Here is a 23,224-nt window from a genome sequence, read left to right on the forward strand (position 1 = left end):
TCGCGAGCAAGCATTGCTCCCACGGTGGATTGCTGGCGTTCGCGATACCTTGGAACCACGCGAAACTCTGTGGGAGCAAAGCTTGCTTGCGATCGCTGTGGGTCAGTTTGGGAGGTGTTGGCTGTGCAGACGCCTCGCGAGCAAGCATTGCTCCCACGGTGGATTGCTGGCGTTCGCGATACCTTGGAACCACGCGAAACTCTGTGGGAGCAAAGCTTGCTTGCGATCGCTGTGGGTCAGTTGGGGAAGTGTTGGCTGTGCAGACGCCTCGCGAGCAAGCATTGCTCCCACAGGCTAGACCTTGAACCGCGCCACCGTCTCATGCAGTGAACCGGCCATCTGCGCCAAGTCCTGGCCGGCGGTATCGGTATGCCGGGCCCCGAGCAATACCTGTTCGGACAGGTTGCGAATACCCACAAGGTTACGATCTACCTCCCGGGCGACCAGCGCCTGTTCTTCCGTGGCGCTGGCGATCATCAGGTTGCGCTCGTTGATCTGCGAGATCGAGCGGGCGATTTCATCCAGGGCATCGCCGGAGCGTCGGGCCACTTGCAGAGTGGTCTGCACCAGTTCGCTGTTGTTTTGCATGGCTGTAACGGCCTGCTCGCTGTCCTGGCGGATGTTGCCGATCATCTCCTCAATTTCCCGGGTCGAATCCTGGGTACGATGGGCCAGGGCCCGGACTTCGTCAGCCACCACCGCGAAACCCCGCCCGGCATCGCCAGCGCGGGCCGCTTCAATGGCGGCGTTGAGGGCCAGCAAATTGGTTTGATCGGCGATACTGCGGATCACATCCAGCACCGAACTGATGTGCTCGACCCTTCCTGCCAACTGCTGGATGCGTCCTGAGGAGTCCGTCACCCCCAGCGCCAATGCGCTGATCGAAGCAACCGTCTCCTGAACCTGCTCACGACCGCGCTGGGCGGTTTGCTCGGAAATCCGCGAGGCTTCGCTGGTACTCACGGCGTTGCGCGCCACTTCGTCCACCGCAGCGGTCATCTGGTTCACGGCCGCCGCGGCCTGCTCGATTTCCTGGCCTTGCAGTTCCAGGGTGCTGTTGGTCTGACTGCTCACCGCGCTCAGCTCTTCGGAGGAACTGGCCACCCGATCCACTGAAGCGGCAATGTGCCGGACCATGCTGTTGAGGCTCTGCTGCATGTCATGCATGTTGCTCATCACGCTGTCATTTGCGCTCCCGGCATTCAGCGGTACGCGGATCGTCAAGTCGCCCTGGGCAATCTGGCTCAGCACCCGCGCCGCATCATCGGGCTCGCCGCCCAGCGGACGGGTCACACTGTGGGTCACCAGGACCGCAACAGTACTGACCAGGGCCAGGCAGGCCAGCACCAGCGCCAGCATGTTGCGCCGCGCGTCGCTGTAGCGCGCCTGGGCCAGTCGTTCACGCTCGACAAACAACTTGCCCTGCATCGCCATCAGCCCTTCCAGGCTTTTGTAGACCTCAAGCTCCGCCGGTATCACGCCTTGCTTGAGCTGGGTCATCGCGTCGTCCGTCGCGCCCTGGCGGATCAACGCCTGGACCTGAACGAACGCGGCCACATACGCCTCACGGTGCTTCTTCAGTGCCGCATACGCCGCTTTGCCTTCGGGCTGGTCGAACAGCGGCTCCAGCGTGGTAAAGGCCTGGGTAATACGTTGCCGGGTCATGTCGATGGATTGCTGGACCTGCGCGTTGTTCTTGTCGATCAACAGGTCCCGGGTGTTCCTGGCGTTATCGCGCACACCCGTGGCGATCACCATGATCGGGTCGATCTTCGGCCAATCCTGTCTGACGATTTGCACCGCCTGGTCGCGCAGCGTGGCCAGGTCGTTCAAGGCGTACAGCGCCAGGGCAATCAACGCCAGTGGCGCGATGGCAAAACCGATCACGATACGGTGGGCAGTGGTGAGTCTGGTCATATCAAATGCTCCCTGTTCAACTACCTGCCGATTGGCAGCGCATTTGAAAACCATAAGAAAAGCCATAAAAAAAGAGCGGCCCGGCAATCCCGAACCGCTGCCGGTCGTGCATCCCCGGGGACGGTCAACTGCGCAACACAAACGAGGGAAACAACTCGCGCATGGCGGCCCACAACTCCGGCTGCAAGGCCTGTGCCGAAACACTGGAAAGATGGGGGTCGAGCATCCTGGCGGTGCGCACCAGTTGCACGGCGAAACGCGTGACGCCCTGTTTGCTCAGGCGGCGGGCCAGGGTCAACAGCCGTTCGGGGTCGAACAAATGCCAATGCACGGTGGTCCGGCATTCGTAATCCACGCCGCTGTCCAGCAGATGATCGAGACTGCGCCAGTTGGCGGCACCGCTGCCATGAACCCGAGTCACGTCCAGGGCGTCTTCGGGCAAGGCCTTGATGTCGAAGCCCACCCAGTCGGCGAGCCCGACCACTTTGGCAAAAGCCGCCGGCTTGATGCCAGCACTGTGCAGGCCGATGCGAAAACCCATCTGCCGCACTTGCTCCATGGCCGGCGCCAGCCCGTCCTGCAAGGTCGGCTCGCCGCCGCTGAACACCACGGCGTCGAGCAGATCCTGACGGCGTTGCAGGAACGCCAATACCCTGCACCAATCCACCTCTTCGCTGCCGCGCGGCGGGATCAGTTGCGGGTTGTGGCAATAACGACAACGCCAGGCGCAGCCCTGGCAAAACAAGACGCAAGCCAGTTGGCCGGGGTAATCGAGGGTGGTCAGGGGCACCATGCCCCCGACCCGTAGCGCTCGACTCATGGACGCCCGGCCGCGCTTTCAGTGAAATGAACCCGTTCGCGATGCTCGGACTGTTTGCCCGGGTTGAAGGCCGCCACCGGACGGTGATAACCCATCACTCGGGTCCAGACTTCGCAACGTTGACGCTGTGCTTGTGGAAGGCTTTGCGATGCTTTCATGGGTGAAGCTCCTTGCGGTCGATGGATCGGATCAGTGAACGCTGCCTGCCAACTGCTGTTGCACCAGCAAGGCTTCGTCGCATTTGGGGCAAAACTCGTGTTCGCCAGCTAGGTAGCCGTGGACCGGGCAGATGGAAAACGTCGGTGTGATGGTCAGGTACGGCAGCCGGAAACGTCCCAGGGCCTTGCGCACCAGTTGCTTGCAGGCCTGTGTCGAGGAGATCTGCTCGGCCATGTACAGGTGCAGCACGGTGCCGCCGGTGTATTTGCATTGCAGTTCGTCTTGCAGTTCCAGGGCTTCGAACGGATCGTCGGTGAAGCCCACCGGCAATTGCGACGAGTTGGTGTAATACGGGGCGATCGGACTGCCGGCCTGCAAGATATCGGGGTAACGCTTGAGGTCTTCCTTGGCGAAGCGGTAGGTGGTGCCTTCGGCGGGCGTGGCTTCCAGGTTGTAGAGGTGGCCGGTTTCTTCCTGAAAGCGCAGCAGCGTGGCGCGCACGTGATCCAGCAGTTTCAGGGCGAATGCCCGGCCTTGCTCGGTATGCAGGCCTTGCTGGTCATCGGTGAAATTGCGCAGCATTTCGTGCAGGCCGTTCACGCCGATGGTGGAGAAGTGATTGCGCAGGGTGCCCAGGTAGCGCTTGGTGTACGGGTACAACCCGGCGTCCATGTGGTGCTGGATGACCTTGCGCTTGACCTCCAGGCTTTCCTTCGCCAGTTCCATCAGCGTATCGATGCGCTGCAGCAACGCGCTGGTGTCACCTTTGTACAGGTAGCCCAGCCGTGCGCAGTTGAGCGTCACCACACCCAATGAGCCGGTCTGTTCCGCCGAGCCGAACAGGCCACCTCCGCGCTTGAGCAACTCGCGCACATCCAGTTGCAGGCGGCAGCACATCGAGCGCACCTGGTTGGGTTGCATGTCCGAGTTGAGGAAGTTCTGGAAATATGGCAAGCCGTAACGGGCGGTCATTTCGAACAGGCGATCGGCGTTCTCGCTGTCCCACGGGAAGTCGTGGGTGATGTTGTAGGTCGGGATCGGGAAAGTGAACACCCGCCCCTTTGCATCACCGGCCTGCATCACCTCGATGTAGGCACGATTGATCAGTTCCATTTCTTCCAGCAGGTCGCCATAGGCGAACGGCATCTCCTGGCCGCCAATCACCGGGATCTGTTCGCGCAGATCCTCCGGGCAGACCCAGTCGAATGTGAGGTTGGTAAAAGGTGTTTGCGTGCCCCAACGTGACGGGACGTTGAGGTTGTAGATGAACTCCTGCAGCGACTGGCGGACCTCGCCGTAGCTGAGTTTGTCTTTGCGCACGTAGGGCGCCAGGTAGGTGTCGAACGAGCTGAACGCCTGGGCACCGGCCCATTCGTTTTGTAGCGTGCCGAGGAAATTCACCATCTGCCCCAAGGCGCTGCTCAGATGTTTGGGCGGCCCGGCCTCGACCCGTCCCGGCACCCCGTTGAGGCCTTCGTGCAGCAGCGTGCGCAGGGACCAGCCGGCGCAGTAGCCGGCGAGCATGTCCAGGTCGTGGATATGCAGGTCGGCCTCGCGGTGCGCCTGGCCGATGGCCTGGCTGTAGACCTCGTCGAGCCAATAGTTGGCGGTGACCTTGCCCGACACGTTCAATATCAGCCCGCCGAGGGAGTAACCCTGGTTGGCGTTGGCCTGCACGCGCCAGTCTTCGCGGTCCAGGTATTCGTTCATCGAGGTGGCGACTTCCACCAGGGTCCGGCGATCCCGGCGCAGGCGCCCATGTTGCTCGCGGTAGACGATATAGGCGCGCATCGCCAGAAAGAAACCGGCATCCATCAGCACTCGCTCGACACGGTCCTGGATCTGCTCGACGTTCAAGCGCGTCTGCCCTTCCAAGCGCGTCAGCACCGCTTCCAGCAACCCTTCAGCCTCCCCCTCGGCGTATTCGCCAGTGGCCTTACCGGCGGCGATCAGCGCCTGGCGAATCTTGTCCGCGTCGAAGGCAACCACACTGCCATCGCGCTTGTGCAAGCGGTTACAGCCTACTGAGATCAACGTGCTCTGCATTTTGGCTCCAGACACTACATATAGATAATTAATAAGCTTCAAACACAATATGCAGTGGAGAGTACGGCCAAAAGTCAGGGTTGCAATTGATCGATATCAAGAATCGAGGGTGGGTCAGCCGTTGAGATGTCGACCGGTAGAACCCCATCGCGAGCAGGCTCGCGATAGCGGCGGTCCATTCAACATCTGCGCTGAGGCTCACCCACCACTCATGTTCATGAACCGCACAATCTGCACTTCCCCGCCGGGGTTGAAGTCGTGACGCAGGGGTTTGCCGCGCAGCGCCTGCTGCACTGCCTGGATCAGCGGTTGATCGTCCAGCGGATAGCGCCGTAGCAAACTGCGCAGGTCCAGAGAGTCCTCCTGCCCAAGGCACAGCAACAACCGCCCTTCAACGGTCATGCGCACCCGGTTGCAACTGGCGCAAAAGTTGTGGGTATTGGGGGAAATGAAACCGATCCGGGTCTGCGCGTGTTGCTCCAGGCGCACATAACGCGCTGGGCCACCGCTGTTTTCCGTGCTGTCGAGCAACCGGTGATGGTTGGCAATGACCGCCCGGACCTCATCGCTGGAACAGAACGACTCACCGCGCGAACGCCCGACCTCGCCCAAGGGCATTTCCTCGATGAAACTGATGTCGATGCGCTGCTCGATCGCGTACTGCACCAGCGCCGGGACTTCATCGAAGTTGCGCCCTTTCATCACCACGCAGTTGAGCTTGATCCGCTCGAACCCCGCGGCCTTCGCCGCGTCAATGCCCGCCAACACCTGATTTAGGTCGCCGTTGCGGGTGATCGCCCGAAAACGCTCGCCATCCAGGCTGTCCAGGCTGATGTTCATGCGCTTGACCCCGGCATCGACCAGCGGCCGAGCCAGCCGCCCCAGCTGCGAACCGTTGCTGGTCATCACCAGTTCCCGCAGGCCGGGCAACGCCGCGATGTCGCGACACAGCCCCACGATGCCCGGACGGATCAGCGGTTCACCACCGGTCAGGCGGATTTTCTTGACCCCCTGCCCCACGAACAGCCGCGCCAATCGGTGCAGTTCCTCCAGGGTCAATACTTGCTGGCGCGGCAGGAAGGTCATGTTTTTCGCCATGCAATACACACAGCGAAAATCACAACGATCGGTCACCGACATCCGCAGATAATCGATCTGGCGCCCAAATCCGTCCTGCAACACGGCGTTCATGTCTGTCCCCTGATTGAGCCGGTGCTCACTGCACCAGCGGCGAGTCGGCGCCCTGAAGATGAATGCCGCGAATGTCCGCCGCACCGATCAGGGTTTGCAGATACTGCACCAGCGCCTTCTGCCACACGCCTTGTTGCAGCTGGGTGCGAATCGCCGTCGCCACCGCCTCATAAGGCAACGGTTGGCCTTCGACACGCTGATCGATGCTGATCACATGCCAGCCGTAGCGACTTTCCAGCGGATTGCCCACCAGGCCCGCCGGCAAGGCAAACAACTGGCGCTCCAGTTCGGGCACGGTCTGGCCCTTGCTGATCTGCCCCAGCGAGCCGCCCTGCGCCTTGGACGGGCAGGCCGAGTGGTTCAACGCCAGTTCGGCAAAGCTGCCGGGGAACTCATCCAGGCGTTGCAGCAGAATTTCGGCCTGGCCGCGCGCCTGATCACGCGCTTCGGCGTCATCCGGTGCGCACTCCAGCAGGATGTGCCGCACCGCCAGCAACGGTGCGCTGTGAAAGCGCGCCCGATTGCTTTCGTAGTAGCGCAGGCAGGTCGCCTCGTCACATTGCGGCACCTGCACCTCACGTTCGAGCAACAGCCGCGTGGCCGCCTCCTCCTCGTTTTCACCGGCGCCCACCTGCAACGCCAGCCCCAGTTCGGCGATGCGTTGCTGGAGCAATTGACGGATCACCAACGCCCGGGCAGCCTGGTAGACCGCATCCTCGCGGCTCTCAGCCGGGTGATATTGCAGCTCCTGGGCCATCGCCTGGGGGGTGATCGACACCCCGTTGACGCTGATGATCGGCCACTCCTGCTCACTGCTGGCGATCAATTGTGCCGCAGTTTCATCGCCCGCCACCGGTCCGGCCTGGGCCGGTTCGAACTGCACCGCGCCCGCCGGTTCGGTGTCGCTAACCGGCGCGGTCACTGGCGCTGTTTTCGCCGAAGAACCACAGCCGCCGCTGCCCCCGTTACCGCCGCCACATCCGCATCCACTAGCCATGATCGTCTCCTTAAAACTTCTGCCGAACGATTTGATAACGACGTCCCAGGTACCAGACCGGCGCACTGACGATATGGACGAGACGGGTGAACGGGAACAGCACGAACAGGGTCAGGCCCAGCACCACATGAAGCTTGTAGACCAAGCCCACCGGAGCAATGGCCGCGGCCGCCTCCACCGGACGCAACAGCACGGTGTTCTGTGCCCAATCGGCCAGCATCACCATCACCGAGCCATCCATATGGGCGGTGGACGCCACAATGGTCATCAACCCCAGCACCAATTGCACCAGCAGCACCACCAACACCAGGATGTCCGACGTACTGGAAGTGGCGCGCACCCGTGGGTCGGTCAGGCGCCGGTTGAGCAGCATCACCAGGCCGATCAGACCCAGCACGCCAAAGAAACCGCCGGAAACCATCGCCAGCAACTGCTTGTTCTCGGTGCTCAGCACATGGTGATAGATCGCCGACGGTGTCAGCAGGCCGACAAAGTGGCCGGCCAGGACGAACAGCACGCCGATGTGGAACAGGTTGCTCGCCACGCGCATGCCGCGATTGCTCAGCATCTGGCTGGAGCCGGCCTTCCAGGTGTACTGGGACAGGTCAAACCGCGCCCAACTGCCGATCAGGCAAATCGCCAAGGCGACATAGGGGTAGACCCCGAACATCAACAGATCCCATTTAGACATTGCCCACCTCCCCGGCCGGCGCAGCGGCCTGCCCTTCATGCTGAAAATCCACCCAATGCAACGGCACCGCGCTTTCGTCCCGGGCCTTGCCCGGTGCGCTCGGCAGTGAACTGCAACGGTCCTGCTGCTCGGCCTTCATGAAATCCACCGCCTCCTCTTCCCAGATCCTGTCCAGAGCTTCGAGGGAGTCGTCGCGTGGCTCGGCCTTCACCTGTTCCCGCAACTCGGCCACCGCTACCTGGGGCTCGGCCCCGGCGATTTGCAGCAAGGCCCGGAAACAACTGGCGTAGGCGCTTTCGCGCTCTTCCAGGCGCGCCGCCAGCAAGGCCAGCAGATGCGCCACGTCGGCCAGTCCTTCGCGGGCCTCGATGTCTTCGCGGGTGGAGAGAAACTCCAGATACAACGGGATGTAATCGGGCAGTTCCTTCACGCCGATGGCAAAACCGGCCTCTTCGTACTGGGCCATCATGTCGACCATGGCCTGGCCCCGATCGCGGGACTCGCCATGGACGTGTTCGAACAGCAGCAGCGACAGCGAGCGTCCACGGCCGAACAGCGCGCCGTAGTGCTCCTGGCCGTCCATCAGGTCCTGGCCACAGATCAGTTCCAGCAACTCGAACAGCGCGGCGCGCTGCTTCGGGCTGATTTCCCGTGCCTGCACAATCGCCTGCTCCAGCTCGTCGCGACCGGCCACCAGGGTTTCGGTCGGATAATCGAGCAGCAACGAAATCACCTTGAGAATGCGCATGTTCATTCCTCCCACAACTGCACGGTTTTGATCACGTCGCGGCGATTGGCCTTCTTGGCGCCGAACATGTTGGTGTCGGAACTGCCGCTGCAACCGCTGCCGAAACTGAAACCACAGCCGGAGCGTTCGGCGAACGCATCGCTCATGGCGTCTTCGCGGTGAGCGCTGGGCACGACAAAACGGTCTTCGTAGTTGGCGATGGCCAGGTAGCGGTACATCTCTTCCACCTGGTTCACGCTCAGGCCGACATCAGCCAGCACTTGCAGGTCCTGCACGCCGTCCACCTGTTCGGAACGCTTGTAGGCACGCATCGCCAGCAGGCGCTTGAGGGCGCGCTTGACCGGCTTTTCATCGCCGGCGGTGAGCATGTTGGCCAGGTAGCGCAGCGGAATGCGCAGGCTGTCGACGTCCGGGATCACCCCGTTCATGCCCACGGTGCCGGCCGCCGCAGCGTTCTGGATCGGCGACAGTGGCGGCACGTACCAGACCATTGGCAAGGTGCGGTATTCCGGGTGCAACGGCAACGCGAGTTTCCAGTCCACGGCCATTTTGTAGACCGGCGAGCGTTGCGCCGAATCGATCACCGACTGCGGCACGCCGTCGGCCAGGGCCTGGCGAATCACCGCCGGGTCGTTCGGGTCGAGGAAAATCTCCAGTTGTTTCTCATACAGGTCGTGCTCGTTGGCGGTGCTCGCCACTTCACTGATGCGGTCGGCGTCATACAGCAACACACCGAGGTAACGAATCCGGCCTACGCAGGTTTCAGCGCAAACGGTCGGCATCCCGGCTTCGATGCGCGGGTAGCAGAAAATGCATTTCTCCGATTTGCCGCTCTTCCAGTTGAAGTAGATCTTCTTGTACGGGCAGCCGCTGATGCACATGCGCCAGCCCCGGCACTTCTCCTGGTCGATCAGGACGATGCCATCCTCCTCGCGCTTGTAGATCGCCCCGCTCGGGCAGGACGCCGCGCACGCCGGGTTCAGGCAGTGCTCGCACAGGCGCGGCAAGTACATCATGAAGGTGTTTTCGTATTCGCCGTAGATGTCCGCCTGGATCTGGTCGAAGTTCTTGTCCTTGCGCCGCTTGGCGAACTCGGTGCCGAGGATCTCCTCCCAGTTCGGGCCCCACTCGATTTTCTCCATGCGCTTGCCGGACACCAGCGAGCGCGGCCGTGCGGTGGGCTGATGCTCGCCCAAAGGCGCGGTGTGCAGGTGCTGGTAGTCGAAGTCGAACGGTTCGTAGTAATCGTCCAGGCTCGGCAGGTCGGGGTTGGCGAAGATGTTCGCCAACACGCGGAACTTGCCGCCGATGCGCGGGTTGATCGAACCGTCGGCGTTACGGATCCAGCCGCCCTTCCACTTGTCCTGGTTTTCCCACTCCTTGGGGTAGCCGATGCCAGGCTTGGATTCGACGTTGTTGAACCAGGCGTATTCCATGCCTTCACGGCTGGTCCAGACGTTCTTGCAGGTAATCGAGCAGGTGTGACAGCCGATGCATTTGTCCAGGTTCAGGACCATGCCGATTTGTGAGCGAATTTTCATCTCAGTTCTCCTCGATACCGGTGGGCAGTGGACGCGGCAGATCATCGCCACTGGAACCGTCGAGCCAATCGACCTTGGACATCTTGCGCACCACGACGAACTCGTCGCGGTTGCAACCGACCGTGCCGTAATAGTTGAAGCCGTAGGCCTGTTGCGCGTAGCCACCGATCATGTGCGTGGGCTTGAGCACCACGCGGGTCACCGAGTTGTGGTGGCCACCACGGGTCTTGGTGGTTTCCGAGCCGGGCACGTTCACGATCCGTTCCTGGGCGTGGTACATCATCACCATGCCTTCCTTGACCCGCTGGCTGACGACCGCGCGGGCGGTCAGCGCACCGTTGACGTTGAAGCATTCAATCCAGTCGTTGTCCTCGATACCGGCGCGCTTGGCGTCGATTTCCGAGAGCCAGACGATCGGCCCGCCTCGGCTCAAGGTGAGCATCAGCAAGTTGTCGCTGTAGGTGCTGTGGATGCCCCACTTCTGGTGCGGGGTGATCCAGTTCAGGACGATCTCGGTCTCGCCATTGCTGCGCTTGCCCTTCACGCCTTCGATGGTGCGGGTGTTGACCGGCGGCCGATAACTCATCAGTTGCTCGCCGAACGCCTGCATCCACGGGTGATCCTGGTAGAACTGCTGGCGGCCGGTGATGGTGCGCCATGGAATCGCTTCGTGAACGTTGGTGTAACCGGCGTTGTAGCTGACGTGATCGTCTTCCAGGCCAGACCAGGTCGGGCTGGAAATGATCTTGCGCGGCTGTGCCTGGATGTCGCGGAAACGAATGGCCTCGTGAGCCTTGGACAGCGCCAGATGGCTGTGATCGATGCCGGTGAATTTCGACAGGGCCGCCCAGGCCTTGACGGCCACCTGGCCGTTGGTTTCCGGGGCCAGGGACAGAATCACTTCGGCCGCGTCAATGGCGCTGTCGATCTTCGGCCGCCCCTGGCTGATACCGGCGTCGACCTCATGGTGATTGAGCTCGCCGAGAAATTTCACTTCATCGTCGGTGTTCCAGTTGATGCCCTTGCCGCCATTGCCGAGTTTCTCCAGCATCGGGCCCAGGGAGGTGAACTGCTTGTAGATGTTCGGGTAATCGCGTTCCACCACGTGCAGGTTCGGTGCGTTTTTGCCCGGTTGCGGCGCCACGCCGGCGCTTTTCCAGTCAGTGCCGCCAAACGGCTGGGCCAGTTCACCGACGCTGTCATGCATCAACGGCACGGTGACCAGGTCTTTCTCGACACCCAGGTGGCCGACCGACATGGCGGAGAACGCTTTGGCGATGCCCTTGTAGATTTCCCAGTCGGAACGCGATTCCCAGGCTGGATCGATGGCAGCCGACAGTGGGTGGATGAACGGGTGCATGTCCGAGGTGTTCATGTCGTCTTTTTCGTACCAGGTCGCGGTCGGCAAGACGATGTCGGAATACACGCAGGTCGAGGACATGCGGAAGTCCAGGGTGGTCACCAGGTCCAGTTTGCCAATGGCACCGTTGTCGACCCATTCAGCCTCGGTCGGCTTGGATTCGCCACCAAAGCCGACGTCTTCGTTCATCACGCCGTTCTTGGTGCCCAGCAGGTACTTGAGCATGTACTCGTGGCCTTTGCCCGAGGAGCCCAGCAGGTTGGAGCGCCAGATGAACATGTTGCGCGGGAAGTTTTCCGGGCTGTCAGGTTGTTCGCAGGCAAACCGCAGACTGCCGTCCTGCCAGGACTTGACCACGTAGTCTTTCGGGTCCATGCCGGCGGCAGCAGCATCCCGGCAGATGTTCAGCGGGTTGGTGTTGAGTTGTGGCGCGCTGGGCAACCAGCCGGCGCGTTCGGCGCGGATGTTGTAGTCCAGGGCGTGCTCGGGGAACTGTGATTTGTCCGCCAGGGGCGACAGCACGTCGTGCATGCTCATCTTCTCGTGGCGCCATTGCGAGCTGTGGCCGTAGAAGAAGCTGGTGCCGTTCATCTGCCGTGGCGGACGGTTCCAGTCCAGGCCGAAGGCCAGGGGCAGCCAGCCACATTGCGGACGAAGTTTTTCCTGGCCGACATAGTGGGCCCAACCGCCGCCGGTCTGGCCGACACAACCACACAGCATGAGCATGTTGATCAGCCCACGGTAGTTCATGTCCATGTGGTACCAGTGGTTCATCGCCGCGCCGACGATGATCATCGAACGGCCACGGGTCTTGTCGGCGTTGTCGGCGAATTCGCGGGCGATCTGGATCGCCTTCTCGCGACTCACACCGGTGATCTGCTCCTGCCAGGCCGGGGTGCCAGGCACCGAGGCGTCGTTGTAGTCCTTGGCGACGTTAGCGCCGCCCAGGCCACGGTCGATGGCCAGGTTGGCCGCCGACAGGTCAAATACCGTGGCAACCTTCGCCACGCTACCGTCGGCCAGCACCACGCTGTGTACCGGCACCCGGCGGTACTGCACCGCGTCACCGGCCACGTGCTGGAAGTACTCCTGGGCTTCACCGGCAAAATACGGGAAGGCCACTTCGGCCACGTCATCGCCAATCAGGCTGAGTTTGAGGTCGATCTCACGGCCCTCGCCGCCTTCACGGGCAAGAATGTTCCATTTGCCCTCCTCGCCCCAGCGATAGCCGATGGAACCTTGGGGGGAAACCAGTTCACCGCTGGCATCCAGGGCGATGGTTTTCCACTCAGGGTTATTGTCCTGGCCGAGGTTGTTGGTCAGGTCACTGGCGCGCAGGAAGCGATCAGGCTGGTAGCCGGCGCCAGGCGCCACGCCGAGCATCGGCTTGAGCATCACCAGTACCGGCAGGTCGGTGTAGCGCTTGGCGTACTCGGTGAAGTAAGCGCTGGGCTTGTCCAGGTGAAATTCTTTGAAGATCACATGGTTGAACGCCTGGGCCAGCGCCGCGTCGGTGCCCTGCTTGGGGTTGAGCCACAGGTCGGTGAGCTTGGCGACTTCCGAATAGTCCGGGGTGATCGCCACGGTCTTGGTGCCCTTGTAGCGCACCTCGGTGAAAAAGTGCGCGTCGGGGGTACGGGTCTGCGGGACGTTGGAGCCCCAGGCAATGATGTAGTTGGAGTTGTACCAGTCGGCCGATTCCGGCACGTCGGTCTGCTCGCCCCAGACCATCGGCGAGGCTGGCGGCAGGTCGCAGTACCAGTCGTAGAAGCTCAGGCACACGCCACCGATCAGCGACAGGTAACGCGAACCGGCGGCGTAGCTGACCATCGACATCGCCGGGATCGGCGAGAAGCCAACCACCCGGTCCGGGCCGTATTGCTTGACGGTGTAGACGTTGGCGGCGGCGATGATCTCGTTGACTTCTTCCCAGTTGGAACGAATGAAACCGCCCATGCCGCGCTTGCTTTTATAGGAGTCGGCCTTGGCCTTGTCCTCGACGATGCTGGCCCAGGCTTCCACCGGCGCCAGGGTCAGCCGGGCTTCGCGCCACAGCTTGAGCAATGGCTTGCGGATCTTCGGGTACTTGAGCCGGTTGGCGCTGTAGATGTACCAGCTGTAGCTGGCGCCACGAGGGCAGCCACGCGGCTCGTGGTTGGGCAGGTCGTTGCGGGTGCGCGGGTAGTCGGTCTGCTGGGTTTCCCAGGTAATCAGGCCGTTCTTGACGTAGATTTTCCACGAGCACGAACCGGTGCAGTTCACCCCGTGGGTGGAGCGCACGATCTTGTCGTACTGCCAGCGGGAACGGTAGACGTTCTCCCAGTCGCGGGACTCCTTGCGGGTCTCGCCGTGACCATCGGAAAACTCGCCTTGCTTGCGGTTGAAAAACCGCAGTTGATCCAGTAAATGACTCACAGTGTGTTCCTCTCAGGCTTGCTCCGCGGGGTCTGCGCCCCGCCCACGCAGGTTTAGATTCGGCTTAGCACGGTGTCGCGGCGCCCTTGCGGGCATACCACCACCAGGTCACCACGATGCAGCTCAGGTAGAAGCCGACGAACATGTAGAAGGCCATCTCCGGGCCGCCGGTCAGGGCCATCGAAGTGCCGAATGATTTGGGGATGAAGAACGCGCCGAAGGCGCCCATGGCCGAGCTGAAACCCAGCACCGCGGCCGACTCCTTGCCAGCGTTCTTGAGTGCTTGTTCGCGCAGCTCGGGCTTTTGGCCGCGGCTGGCTTTCTCATGCAGGGTGCGGAAGATCACCGGGATCATGCGGAAGGTCGAACCGTTGCCCACGCCAGTGGTGACGAACAGCAACATGAACATCCCCAGGAAGCCGTAGAAACTGCCGCCCTGGCCGCCTTGGGGCAGGAAATGAAGGACCCCGAACACCATCGCGATCATCAGCACGAAGTTCCACAGGGTGACTTTCGCGCCACCGAGCTTGTCCGCCAGCCAGCCACCCAGTGGCCGCACCAGGGCACCGACCAGCGGGCCGAGAAAAGCGAACTTCAGGGCGATGACGTCCGGGAACGAGGTTTTGATCAGCAGCGGAAACGCGGCGGAGAAACCAATGAACGAGCCGAAGGTCGCCAGGTACAACCAGCACATCAGCCAGTTGTGCTTGCGCTTGAAAATCACCGCCTGCTCACTGAACGAAGCGCGGGCGCTGGACAGGTCGTTCATGCCGAACCAGGCAATCACGGTCACGGCGAGGATGAACGGCACCCAGATAAAACCGGCGTTTTGCAGCCACAGCGAGCTGCCGTCAGCCAGTACCTGCGGCTGGCCGCCCATGAAGCCGAACACGCCGAAGGAAATCACCAGCGGCACGCTGAACTGCATCACCGACACGCCCAGGTTGCCCAGCCCGGCGTTCAGGCCCAGGGCCGTGCCCTGCTGGGACTTGGGGTAAAAGAAGCTGATGTTGGACATGCTCGAGGCGAAGTTACCGCCGCCAAAGCCGCAGAGCAGCGCGATCAGCACGAACACGCTGTAAGGCGTGGCCGGATCCTGCACGGCAAAGCCCATCCACAGTGCCGGCAACAGCAGCGACGCAGTGCTCAGGGCTGTCCAGCGACGACCGCCGAAGATCGGCACCATGAACGAATAGAAGATGCGCAAGGTCGCGCCCGACAGGCCCGGCAACGCCGCGAGCCAGAACAACTGATCGGTGCTGAAACTGAAACCGATGGCGTTCAGGCGCACGATCACCGTGCTCCAGACCATCCACACCGCGAAGGCCAACAGCAGCGCCGGGATGGAAATCCACAGGTTACGCCGGGCAGTCTGTTTGCCACTCTTGCCCCAGAACGCGGGGTCTTCCGGACGCCAGTCATGAATGACCGGGCCCTTTTCAGGCGTTTGCAGAACGGACATGTTCTTCTCCTTGGGCAATGCTGGAAAACGGGGATTGGCTGGCCGGCGGCTGTTTACCCAGCAGCGGGCGCTTGCGAACTTCGCTGAAGTACATCCAGGTCAGGGAGACCCAGACCACGCCGTACATCAACATGAAGCAGGACGAGCGCACGCCGGTGAGGTCCACCAGGGCGCCGAACATGATCGGCAACACGAACCCGCCCAGGCCGCCGGCCAGGCCGACGATGCCGGACACCGCGCCCATGTTTTTCGGGTAGTCGTTGGCGATGTACTTGAAGACCGAGGCCTTGCCGAACGCGAAGGCGATGCCCATCACGAACAGCAGCACGGTGAACAGCGTGGCGTTGAGGCCGATGTGAAAATCCAAGGTGCCGTTGACGGTCTGCACTTGCAGTTGGGTCTGTGGGTACGAGAGCAGGAACAGGCAGATCCAGCTGACCCACAACACCCACCAGGTCACGCTCTGGGCGCCCCAGCGGTCGGACATCCAGCCACCGACGGCCCGCAATACGCCACCGGGCAGGGAGAAGCAGGCCGCCAGCAGCGCCGCGCTTTGCAGGCTGAAGCCGTATTCCTGCACGTAGTACTTGGTCATCCACAGGGCCAGGGCTACATAGCCGCCGAACACGATCGAGTAGTACTGGCAGTAGCGCCACACCGCTGGTTCTTTCAGGGTTTTCAGTTGCTCGCGCAACGTGGCGCCGCCGGTGCCGCTGTGCTCCTTCTTCTCGGTTGTGAGAAACCAGAACAGCAGCGCGGTGATGAACAGAATGGCGCTGAACACCTTCGGCACCAGATGCCAGGAACCGAAGGCGATCAAGGCCGGAGCGAGGAATTTGGTCAGCGCGGCGCCGGCGTTGCCCGCGCCGAACACACCCATGGCGAAGCCTTGATTCTGCTTGTCGAACCACTTGGCCACATAAGCGATGCCCACCGAGAACGATCCACCGGCCAGCCCGACAAACAGGCCCAGCACCAGGAACTGCCAGAAAGCCGTGGCCAGGGTGATCAGGTACAACGGCAGCACACAGGAGAGCATCAGCAGGAAGAACACGATGCGCCCGCCGAAGCGGTCGGTCAGCAGGCCCAGGGGCAAGCGCACCAGGGAACCGGTCAGCACCGGCGTGGCGGCCAGCAGACCGAATTGGGTTTCGTTGAGCGCCAGCATTTCCTTGATCGGAACACCGAGCACGGCAAACATCATCCAGACCATGAAGCACACGGTGAAGGCCAGGGTACTCATCCCCAGTACCAACCCTTGTTGCACTTGCGCTCGCATCTCGATGCACTCCCCGTCAGTTCGATGAGCGCAGCCTAGTGATGCGTACCCCGTAAAAACTTGACCTGGGTCAACGTGCGTCCCGGCGGTACTGGCCTATGCTGGGCCCGTCTACCTCTTAGGGGGTAGAGCCTGAAGTTGATAAGAACCTTTATTTATCAAGGCTTTGAACATTTCGGCCGTGGCTTTTATCGAAACGTAGCGGCCGACAACTCTTTAGAGGTAGTGCGCCCGGGATCGGCTGCTATACCCCCCCAACGCCAGGGCGTCCCCATGTTCGGTTTGCAGAATTTCCTCCAGGGCCAGTCTCGATGATGCGGTGGCTGCGCAGTTCCCTGCCCGCTCGCGCCGGGCTGGCGGTGATCCTGATCGCCATCCTCGCCCTGGCCAGTTCCTTGAGCGCAGGTCTGATTGCCTGGTTCAGCCAGGGCGACGCGGCCGCCATCAACACCGCCGGTTCCGTGCGTATGGAGACCTATCACCTGAGCTGGAAACTGGCAGCCGGGGCCAGCGACGATGTCCCGGCGATCATCGACAGCCTGCAACGACGTCTCGAAAGCCCGTCCTTGCGCGCCGTGCTGGAAGACGGACCGGCGACCTCCCTGCATCAGAGCTATCAGAGCCTCATGCAGCGTTGGAACCAGACCTTGCGCCCGGCGATCGAACGCGGCGATTCGGCGTTCTTCCAGTCCAGTGCCGCTTCCTTCGTTGCGCAACTGGACCAGTTCGTCACCCTGTTGCAACGCCAGAGCGAGCACAAGCAAGCCTGGCAACAGACGATCCAGGGCATGGCGCTGTTCACCACCATGATCATCCTGCTGATCGGTCTGTATGAATTGCAGTACGGTGTGGTCACGCCCTTGCAGGAACTGGTGGACGCCACCCAGCGCTTTCGCCGTGGCGAATTCCAGGTGCGGGTCAACCATCAGTCAGAGGATGAACTGGGCCAACTGGCGACCAGCTTCAACACCATGGCCGAGACCATCGAGCAATCCCATCGCACCCTGGAGAATCAGGTCCAGCAAAAGACCCTGAACCTGCAACAGGCCAATGCCGCCCTGGAGCTGCTGTACCAGAGCAGCCGCAGCCTGGCCACGCGGCAGGCCAATGCCGAAGGGCTGGATGAACTGATCAGTCGGTTCCAGCAGCGACTGCCGGGCCTGCGCCTGTCGCTGTGTCTGCAAGGCCAGTTGCAGGCGCCCGCCCGGCAACTGCTGTCGCTGCATGGCGCCAACAGCCGCGAGGTCTGCGCCAGCAGCGATTGCGCCACCTGCCAGAAACATCACAGTGCCCGGCCGCAGACGTTCAGCATCAGTAACCAGGGCACGGAACTGGGTGAGCTAAAGGCGCATTTCGTCGACGGCCACGCAGCGCAACCCTGGGAAACTGCACTGATCCAGGCCCTGGCGAACCTGATCGGCACCTCGCTGTCCCTCAAGCGCCAGCGCGAACAGGACCATCGCCTGCTGCTGCTCGATGAGCGCACGATCATTGCCCGCGAGCTGCATGACTCCCTGGCCCAGGCCCTGTCTTACATGAAGCTGCAAGTCAGCCGCATGCAAACCCTGATGCGGCGCGGCGAGCCGGTGCAAACCCTGGAAACCGTCACCGCCGAACTGCGCGAAGGCCTGAACAATGCCTACCGTCAGTTGCGCGAACTGCTCACCACGTTCCGCTTGCAGATCCACGACGACGGGCTGGTCCAGGAACTCAAGGACACCGCTGAAGAGTTCTCCCGCCGGGGGGATTTCCGGGTGCATCTGTTCGTCGACACCCTGGCCTTCGAGCTGTCGGCCAGCGAGCAGATCCATATCCTGCAGATCACCCGCGAGGCGCTCTCCAACTGCCTGCGCCATGCCCATGCAGAGAACGCCTGGCTCGAACTGCGCCAGGAAGGCGAGACCGTGCGACTGTCGGTCGAAGACGATGGCCGGGGCTTCAGTGGCGAAGTGGACCAGCGCGAACACCACGGCCTGAACATCATGAACGAACGGGCCCGCAGCTTGCGCGGCGAATTGCAAATTCTCTCCCGAACGCCCCAGGGCACCCGTATCCAGGTGCATTTCCAACCGGAATTCCTGGGCCAACACAGTGAAGGTCTCGCATCATGAACGCCCCCCTGCGTCACACCCTCCTGCTGGTCGACGACCATCCAATGATGCGTCGAGGGATCCGCCAGATGCTCGAACTCGAAGACGACTTGCACATCGTCGGCGAGGCCAGCCACGGCGAAGAAGCCCTGACACTGATCGAACCGCTCAAGCCCGACCTGGTCCTGCTGGATAACAACATGCCGCAAATGAACGGCATCGAAACCCTGCGCCAGCTACGCGCCATGCAGTACACCGGCAAGGTATTGCTGTTCACCGTATCCGACGCCGAGGACGACATCCGCGATGCCCTGCGCCTCGATGCCAACGGTTACCTGCTCAAGGACATGGAACCGGAGCTGCTGGTGCAGTACATCCGCGATGCCCTTAACGGCGCGCTGGTGATCAGCCCCGGCCTGACCCGCGTCATGGCCCAGGCCCTGCGCTCCCCTCCCCGTCAGGCCGACGTGGAACTGACCGAACGTGAACGCCAGGTGCTCAAGACCATCGCCGGCGGCTGCAGCAACAAAGTCATCGGCCACAAACTTGGCATCACCGAAGGCACGGTCAAGGTTCATGTGAAGAACCTGCTGCACAAACTGGGTTTGCGCTCACGGGTCGAAGCCGCCGTGTGGGCCATGGAGCATCTGCGCGGAGCGGGCTAGCCCGGCAAAACAGATCTCCCAAAGGAGATTGGTGGTAAACACAAGTCCGGGAACACCCGAAAAAACTGTGGGAGCGAGCCTGCTCGCGATGACGGCGGCACATTCAACATCCCTGCAAGCTGCCCCTCCGCTATCGCGAGCAGGCTCGCTCCCACAGGGTGCACCTCCCTCTTCCGAGGTAGGCCTGCCGAGGCATAGGCCGGGAGCGCGTGGGGTCCTACCATGACGGCACGCGGAGGTACGCCATGCTGACTCATCCTTCCATCGTTTTACTGTTGCGTCGTCATCACTTGTTCAACCAGTTGCCGGAACGGGTTTTTGAAGACGTGTGCAACCTGGCCGTGCTCAAACGCCTGGAGTGCAACAGCACGCTCATGCACCAGGGCGACCCGGCCAAGCGGTTTTTCCTGCTGGTCAGCGGTCAGATCAAATTGTTCCGGGTCACCGGTGAAGGCCAGGAGAACCTGGTGGAAATCATCCAGCCCGGGCAGACCTTCGCCGAGGCACTGCTGTTCAGCCAGGCCCGGTGCTACCCGGTCAGTGCGTCGGCGCTCAAGGACAGTGCGCTGGTGAGTATCGAAGGCACGCACTACCGCAAGGCCCTGGAGGACCAGCCGAAGGTCTGCCTGGCGATCCTGGCGAGCATGAGTATCCATTTGCACCAGCGCCTCAAGGACATCGACAACCTGACCCTGGCCAGCGCCAGCCGGCGGGTCATCAATTTCCTGCTTCAGGAACGCGATCCGCGCGACGGTCAGGTAGTGCTGCAGGTGTCCAAACGCCTGGTGGCCTCCAAGTTGGGAATCCAGCCAGAGACTTTTTCGCGCATTCTCCATCGCCTGGTAGACGGTGGCCTGATTGCCATGGAGCGGCGCAACATTCGGATCCTGGCTGAAGAAGAGCTGGACGCTTACCAGCAATAATGCAGCGAAGTGCTAACAAGCCCCTGTGGCGAGGGAGCTCGCTCCCGCTGGGTTGCGCAGCAGCCCCAAAGAAACCGAATGCAATCAACCTGACCCACCGCAGTGACAATCCTTGGGGGGGCTTCGCCCCCCAGCGGGAGCAAGCTCCCTCGCCACAGGGTGGGTGTTTGCGCCAGAGTCTTTAATCGACACCCATCATCGGTATCAACCGCTCAAACAACGCATCCCCCTCCTCTTGCGTGCAATCGACGCCGAAACGCTTGCGCCAGCCCAACTGGCTCAAAATCACATGCACATCCGCTTCCAGATCATGCTGCCGCAAACACGCCTGAACGCACTGCAACGGACAACCATCCAGCGCGATGATCCGCCGCCCCGAGCGCGCTTTGTTGACCAGTGCTGGCACATGCCCGCCGACCCCGACGATGCAGGACATCTCGGCCAGGCCGGCGCGGTCCAGGCGCAGGGCGACGGTGTTGGCCAGTTGCGCGACGTTGGAGCAACCGGAACAGGAATACACCAGGGGCAGTGTGCCTGGAGCTTTCATCAGACCGCCGCCAATCCCTTGCCCGCCCGCTCCAGATTGCGCCATAACCAGGGCGGCAATACCTCCGGGTCGAGGCTGTCGATCAGGTTCTTCAGCGCCAGCCCCAATTCGGTGTCGCCCTCGATCACCAGGCGTCGTCGGAAGAACAACGTATCGGGATCCTCCTGACGGCTGGCGAGCAAGAGGAATTCACGCCAGTTGCCGCTGATGCTGACCTGAGCTTCGGCCCGTTCGGCGATGCGCAGTCCGTCCCGCGACAGGGTCAGGTACCAGCACAACTTCAGGTCCGGCACCCGCAGGCACAGCCAGCGCCCACGCAGCACCTCGAACCCGCCATCGCGCAACGGCTCGGCCAGGCAGCGATTGAGCGCCTGCTGCAGCGCCAGTCTCTGCACCACGAACGGCACCTTGCCCACCAGCGGCAACACCCGGTCAGCGCCTTTGAGCAACCATTTTTTTGGACTCAGCACAGGCCCGCCTCCTCAACTTTCAACATGCCGGCATGGCCGTGCCAATAACCGTTGCAACCGTCCACAAACAACGGTGGCGTCTCGCCCCGGCGGACCTTGTCGAAGGCCCTGACCACCTCGTCCATGCCCTGGGCGCGCGGGCTCAGGCGCAGCACGTTGGCGCCACTGGCCATCAGCGCGGGGTAATCGGCCAGCAGATTGGTCACCTCCCCCGACATTGTCTGAATGCCATTGAGGGTGAACAGCTGTTGCCCCTCCTGACTGCTCAACGCCAGGCCGTCGGGATAGTTGATGCAACAGAACTGACAGTCGTCCTTGGGCCGGTTTTCGGCCCGGGCGGTAAAGCAGCGGGCCGAATAAGCCAGGGGCAAGTGGCCGTAGGCAAAGATCTCCACCTCGGGCACCTCGCGGTCCAGTTCCCGCACCTGCTCCAGCACATCGCCGATCAGCGCCGCCGAGCATTCCACAGGCGGCACCCAGCGAATCATGCCGCTGTCGAGCAATTGCCCCAGGGCGTGGCCGTTGTACAAATTCAGTGCCGGGCCGCCGACGAAGGGCAGCTTGCGTTCGGCGAGAAACTGCACCGCGCCCATGTCATTGGCTTCCACCAACAACTGGCCGTTGTCACACAGGCGACGCAGTGACGACAGCTCCGAGGCCGCTTCGATCAGCGTCAGGCTCGACAAGACAATTTGTGCTTGGCTGCACGCTTGCAGTTCGCGCCCCAGGCCCAGCCATTGATCCAGGGAGAATGCCCGGCGTTTGGAACACACGGTTTCCCCCAGGTAAATCACATCCAGCGGCAAGGCCGACATCTCGGCGTAGAAATTCCCCAGTTGCGCTTTGTCCCAATAAAACAGGACCGGTCCCAGGCTGAGTTTCATCTGGCCTCCCTCATTGCCATGATCGATGGTAAGCGCCCAGGGTGGTCTGGCTGCCTTCCGACAAACCGGCCAGCACCTGGCGCCATTCTTCCCGCACCCGGAATCGTTGCGGCGCAGCCCGGTGGGCATCCAGTGCGGCGCGCCAGACCCGGGTCACTTGTTCGACGTAGGCCGGGCTGCGCTGGCGGCCTTCGATCTTGACTGCCTCAACGCCGATGGCCGTCAGCTCCGGCAGCAGGTCCAGAGTGTCGAGGCTGGTGGGTTCTTCCAGGGCATGGAAGCGCTTGCCGCCGACCAGGAAGCGGCCCTTGCACAGGGTTGGGTAACCGGCCGGTTCTTCAGGGGTGTAGCGGTCGATCAGCACCTCGCTCAAGCGTGCGCTCAGGCCATCGGCGTCCTCGCTCCAGCGTACTGCCTTGGCCGGCGAACACACGCCGCACAGGTTCGGCGACTCACCGGTGATGTAGGAGGACAAGTGACAACGGCCCTCGGCCATGATGCACAAGCTGCCGAAACCGAAGACTTCGATTGGCACTGGGCTGGCCGCAGCTACCTGCCGCACCTGGGCCAGGGACAGCACCCGAGGCAGTACCGCACGCCGAATGCCGTAACGCTCGGCGTAAAAAGCCAGTGCCGCCGCATGGGTCGCCGAACCTTGTACCGACAGATGCAGGGCCAATTGCGGATGGCGCTGGCTGGCGTAACCGAGCACGCCGGGGTCGGCGGCGATCAGGGCGTCGACGCCCAGATCGGCGGCGCGATCCACCGCGCGCTGCCAGCGCTCCCAGCCCTTGGGTTGCGGGTAGGTGTTGACCGCCACGTAGAGTTTGCGTTGGTGCTGGCGGATGTGCGCGACCGCCGCGTCGAACTGCTTGTCGTCCATATTCAGACCGGCGAAGTGCCGGGCGTTGGTGTCATCGCGAAAGCCGACATAGACGGCATCGGCGCCTTGGCGCACAGCCGCTTTGAGGGCAGGCAGATTCCCTGCCGGGCAAACCAGTTGCATGGGGCATCCTCAT

General features: G+C 62.2%; 19 protein-coding genes. 3 read left to right on the top strand and 16 right to left on the bottom strand.

The window, feature by feature from the left end; translation table 11 throughout:
- Positions 1–294: 294 nt before the first annotated feature.
- The 12 genes from MA884_RS00005 to MA884_RS00060 all read right to left on the bottom strand — a co-directional run bounded on the left by MA884_RS00005 (position 295) and on the right by MA884_RS00060 (position 16,626).
- Complete coding sequence (locus tag MA884_RS00005) at positions 295–1,917, bottom strand: methyl-accepting chemotaxis protein (protein ID WP_256228314.1); 1,623 nt, start codon at positions 1,915–1,917, stop codon at positions 295–297.
- 124 nt (positions 1,918–2,041) lie between these two features.
- A complete protein-coding gene (locus tag MA884_RS00010) occupies positions 2,042–2,737 on the bottom strand; it encodes an anaerobic ribonucleoside-triphosphate reductase activating protein (protein WP_256228315.1) in 696 nt (231 codons plus the stop codon).
- Positions 2,734–2,895 carry an anaerobic ribonucleoside-triphosphate reductase gene (nrdD, locus tag MA884_RS00015; protein ID WP_256228316.1) on the bottom strand — a complete coding sequence of 54 codons (162 nt, stop codon included), beginning with the start codon at positions 2,893–2,895 and terminating at the stop codon, positions 2,734–2,736. The genes MA884_RS00010 and nrdD overlap by 4 nt, the downstream gene beginning before the upstream one ends.
- 31 nt (positions 2,896–2,926) lie before the next feature.
- The gene (locus tag MA884_RS00020; RefSeq protein WP_256228317.1) at positions 2,927–4,942 is read right to left on the bottom strand and encodes a ribonucleoside triphosphate reductase; all 2,016 of its coding nucleotides are present in this window, start codon (positions 4,940–4,942) and stop codon (positions 2,927–2,929) included.
- A 198-nt stretch (positions 4,943–5,140) separates the two neighbouring features.
- Positions 5,141–6,133: a GTP 3',8-cyclase MoaA gene (moaA, locus tag MA884_RS00025; RefSeq protein ID WP_256228318.1), complete on the bottom strand. Its 993-nt coding sequence runs from the start codon at positions 6,131–6,133 to the stop codon at positions 5,141–5,143.
- Positions 6,134–6,158: 25 nt separating this feature from the next.
- Entirely contained in the window at positions 6,159–7,130 is a 972-nt protein-coding gene (locus MA884_RS00030) for a peptidylprolyl isomerase (protein ID WP_256228319.1), read from the bottom strand.
- A 10-nt stretch (positions 7,131–7,140) separates the two neighbouring features.
- Positions 7,141–7,821, bottom strand: coding sequence for a respiratory nitrate reductase subunit gamma (narI, locus tag MA884_RS00035; protein ID WP_256228320.1), 681 nt, complete (start codon positions 7,819–7,821; stop codon positions 7,141–7,143).
- A complete protein-coding gene (narJ, locus tag MA884_RS00040; protein ID WP_256228321.1) occupies positions 7,814–8,569 on the bottom strand; it encodes a nitrate reductase molybdenum cofactor assembly chaperone in 756 nt (251 codons plus the stop codon). Before narJ ends, narI begins: the two co-directional genes overlap by 8 nt.
- A gap of 2 nt (positions 8,570–8,571) precedes the next feature.
- On the bottom strand, positions 8,572–10,110 hold the full coding sequence (narH, locus tag MA884_RS00045) for a nitrate reductase subunit beta (RefSeq protein ID WP_076384515.1): 1,539 nt from the start codon (positions 10,108–10,110) through the stop codon (positions 8,572–8,574).
- Position 10,111: 1 nt separating this feature from the next.
- Complete coding sequence (locus MA884_RS00050; protein ID WP_256228322.1) at positions 10,112–13,885, bottom strand: nitrate reductase subunit alpha; 3,774 nt, start codon at positions 13,883–13,885, stop codon at positions 10,112–10,114.
- Between the two features lie 64 nt (positions 13,886–13,949).
- Positions 13,950–15,347, bottom strand: a complete 1,398-nt coding sequence (locus MA884_RS00055) for a NarK family nitrate/nitrite MFS transporter (RefSeq protein ID WP_256228324.1) — start codon at positions 15,345–15,347, stop codon at positions 13,950–13,952.
- Entirely contained in the window at positions 15,325–16,626 is a 1,302-nt protein-coding gene (locus MA884_RS00060; protein WP_256228326.1) for a nitrate/nitrite transporter, read from the bottom strand. Before MA884_RS00060 ends, MA884_RS00055 begins: the two co-directional genes overlap by 23 nt.
- A gap of 311 nt (positions 16,627–16,937) precedes the next feature.
- Between MA884_RS00060 and MA884_RS00065 the strand changes: the two genes are divergently transcribed.
- The 3 genes from MA884_RS00065 (at position 16,938) to MA884_RS00075 (ending at position 20,304) form a co-directional block, all read left to right on the top strand.
- Positions 16,938–18,737: a HAMP domain-containing protein gene (locus MA884_RS00065; RefSeq protein WP_256228327.1), complete on the top strand. Its 1,800-nt coding sequence runs from the start codon at positions 16,938–16,940 to the stop codon at positions 18,735–18,737.
- Entirely contained in the window at positions 18,734–19,381 is a 648-nt protein-coding gene (gene narL, locus MA884_RS00070) for a two-component system response regulator NarL (RefSeq protein WP_256228328.1), read from the top strand. Before MA884_RS00065 ends, narL begins: the two co-directional genes overlap by 4 nt.
- A 245-nt stretch (positions 19,382–19,626) precedes the next feature.
- Positions 19,627–20,304 (top strand): Crp/Fnr family transcriptional regulator, encoded by a 678-nt coding sequence (locus MA884_RS00075; RefSeq protein ID WP_256228329.1) that lies wholly within the window; start codon positions 19,627–19,629, stop codon positions 20,302–20,304.
- Positions 20,305–20,485: 181 nt separating this feature from the next.
- Here the strand turns inward: MA884_RS00075 and MA884_RS00080 are convergent, their stop codons facing one another.
- The 4 genes from MA884_RS00080 to MA884_RS00095 are packed head-to-tail and all read right to left on the bottom strand — an operon-like array spanning position 20,486 to position 23,211.
- Complete coding sequence (locus MA884_RS00080; protein WP_305518155.1) at positions 20,486–20,851, bottom strand: putative zinc-binding protein; 366 nt, start codon at positions 20,849–20,851, stop codon at positions 20,486–20,488.
- Positions 20,851–21,321 carry an SCP2 sterol-binding domain-containing protein gene (locus MA884_RS00085; protein ID WP_256228330.1) on the bottom strand — a complete coding sequence of 157 codons (471 nt, stop codon included), beginning with the start codon at positions 21,319–21,321 and terminating at the stop codon, positions 20,851–20,853. Before MA884_RS00085 ends, MA884_RS00080 begins: the two co-directional genes overlap by 1 nt.
- Entirely contained in the window at positions 21,315–22,205 is an 891-nt protein-coding gene (locus tag MA884_RS00090; protein ID WP_256228332.1) for a U32 family peptidase, read from the bottom strand. The genes MA884_RS00085 and MA884_RS00090 overlap by 7 nt, the downstream gene beginning before the upstream one ends.
- Before the next feature lie 10 nt (positions 22,206–22,215).
- A complete protein-coding gene (locus MA884_RS00095; RefSeq protein ID WP_256228333.1) occupies positions 22,216–23,211 on the bottom strand; it encodes a peptidase U32 family protein in 996 nt (331 codons plus the stop codon).
- Positions 23,212–23,224: the final 13 nt, after the last annotated feature.

Origin of the sequence: Pseudomonas sp. Q11, assembly GCF_024494355.1 — a bacterium.
Lineage (GTDB): Bacteria > Pseudomonadota > Gammaproteobacteria > Pseudomonadales > Pseudomonadaceae > Aquipseudomonas > Aquipseudomonas hefeiensis.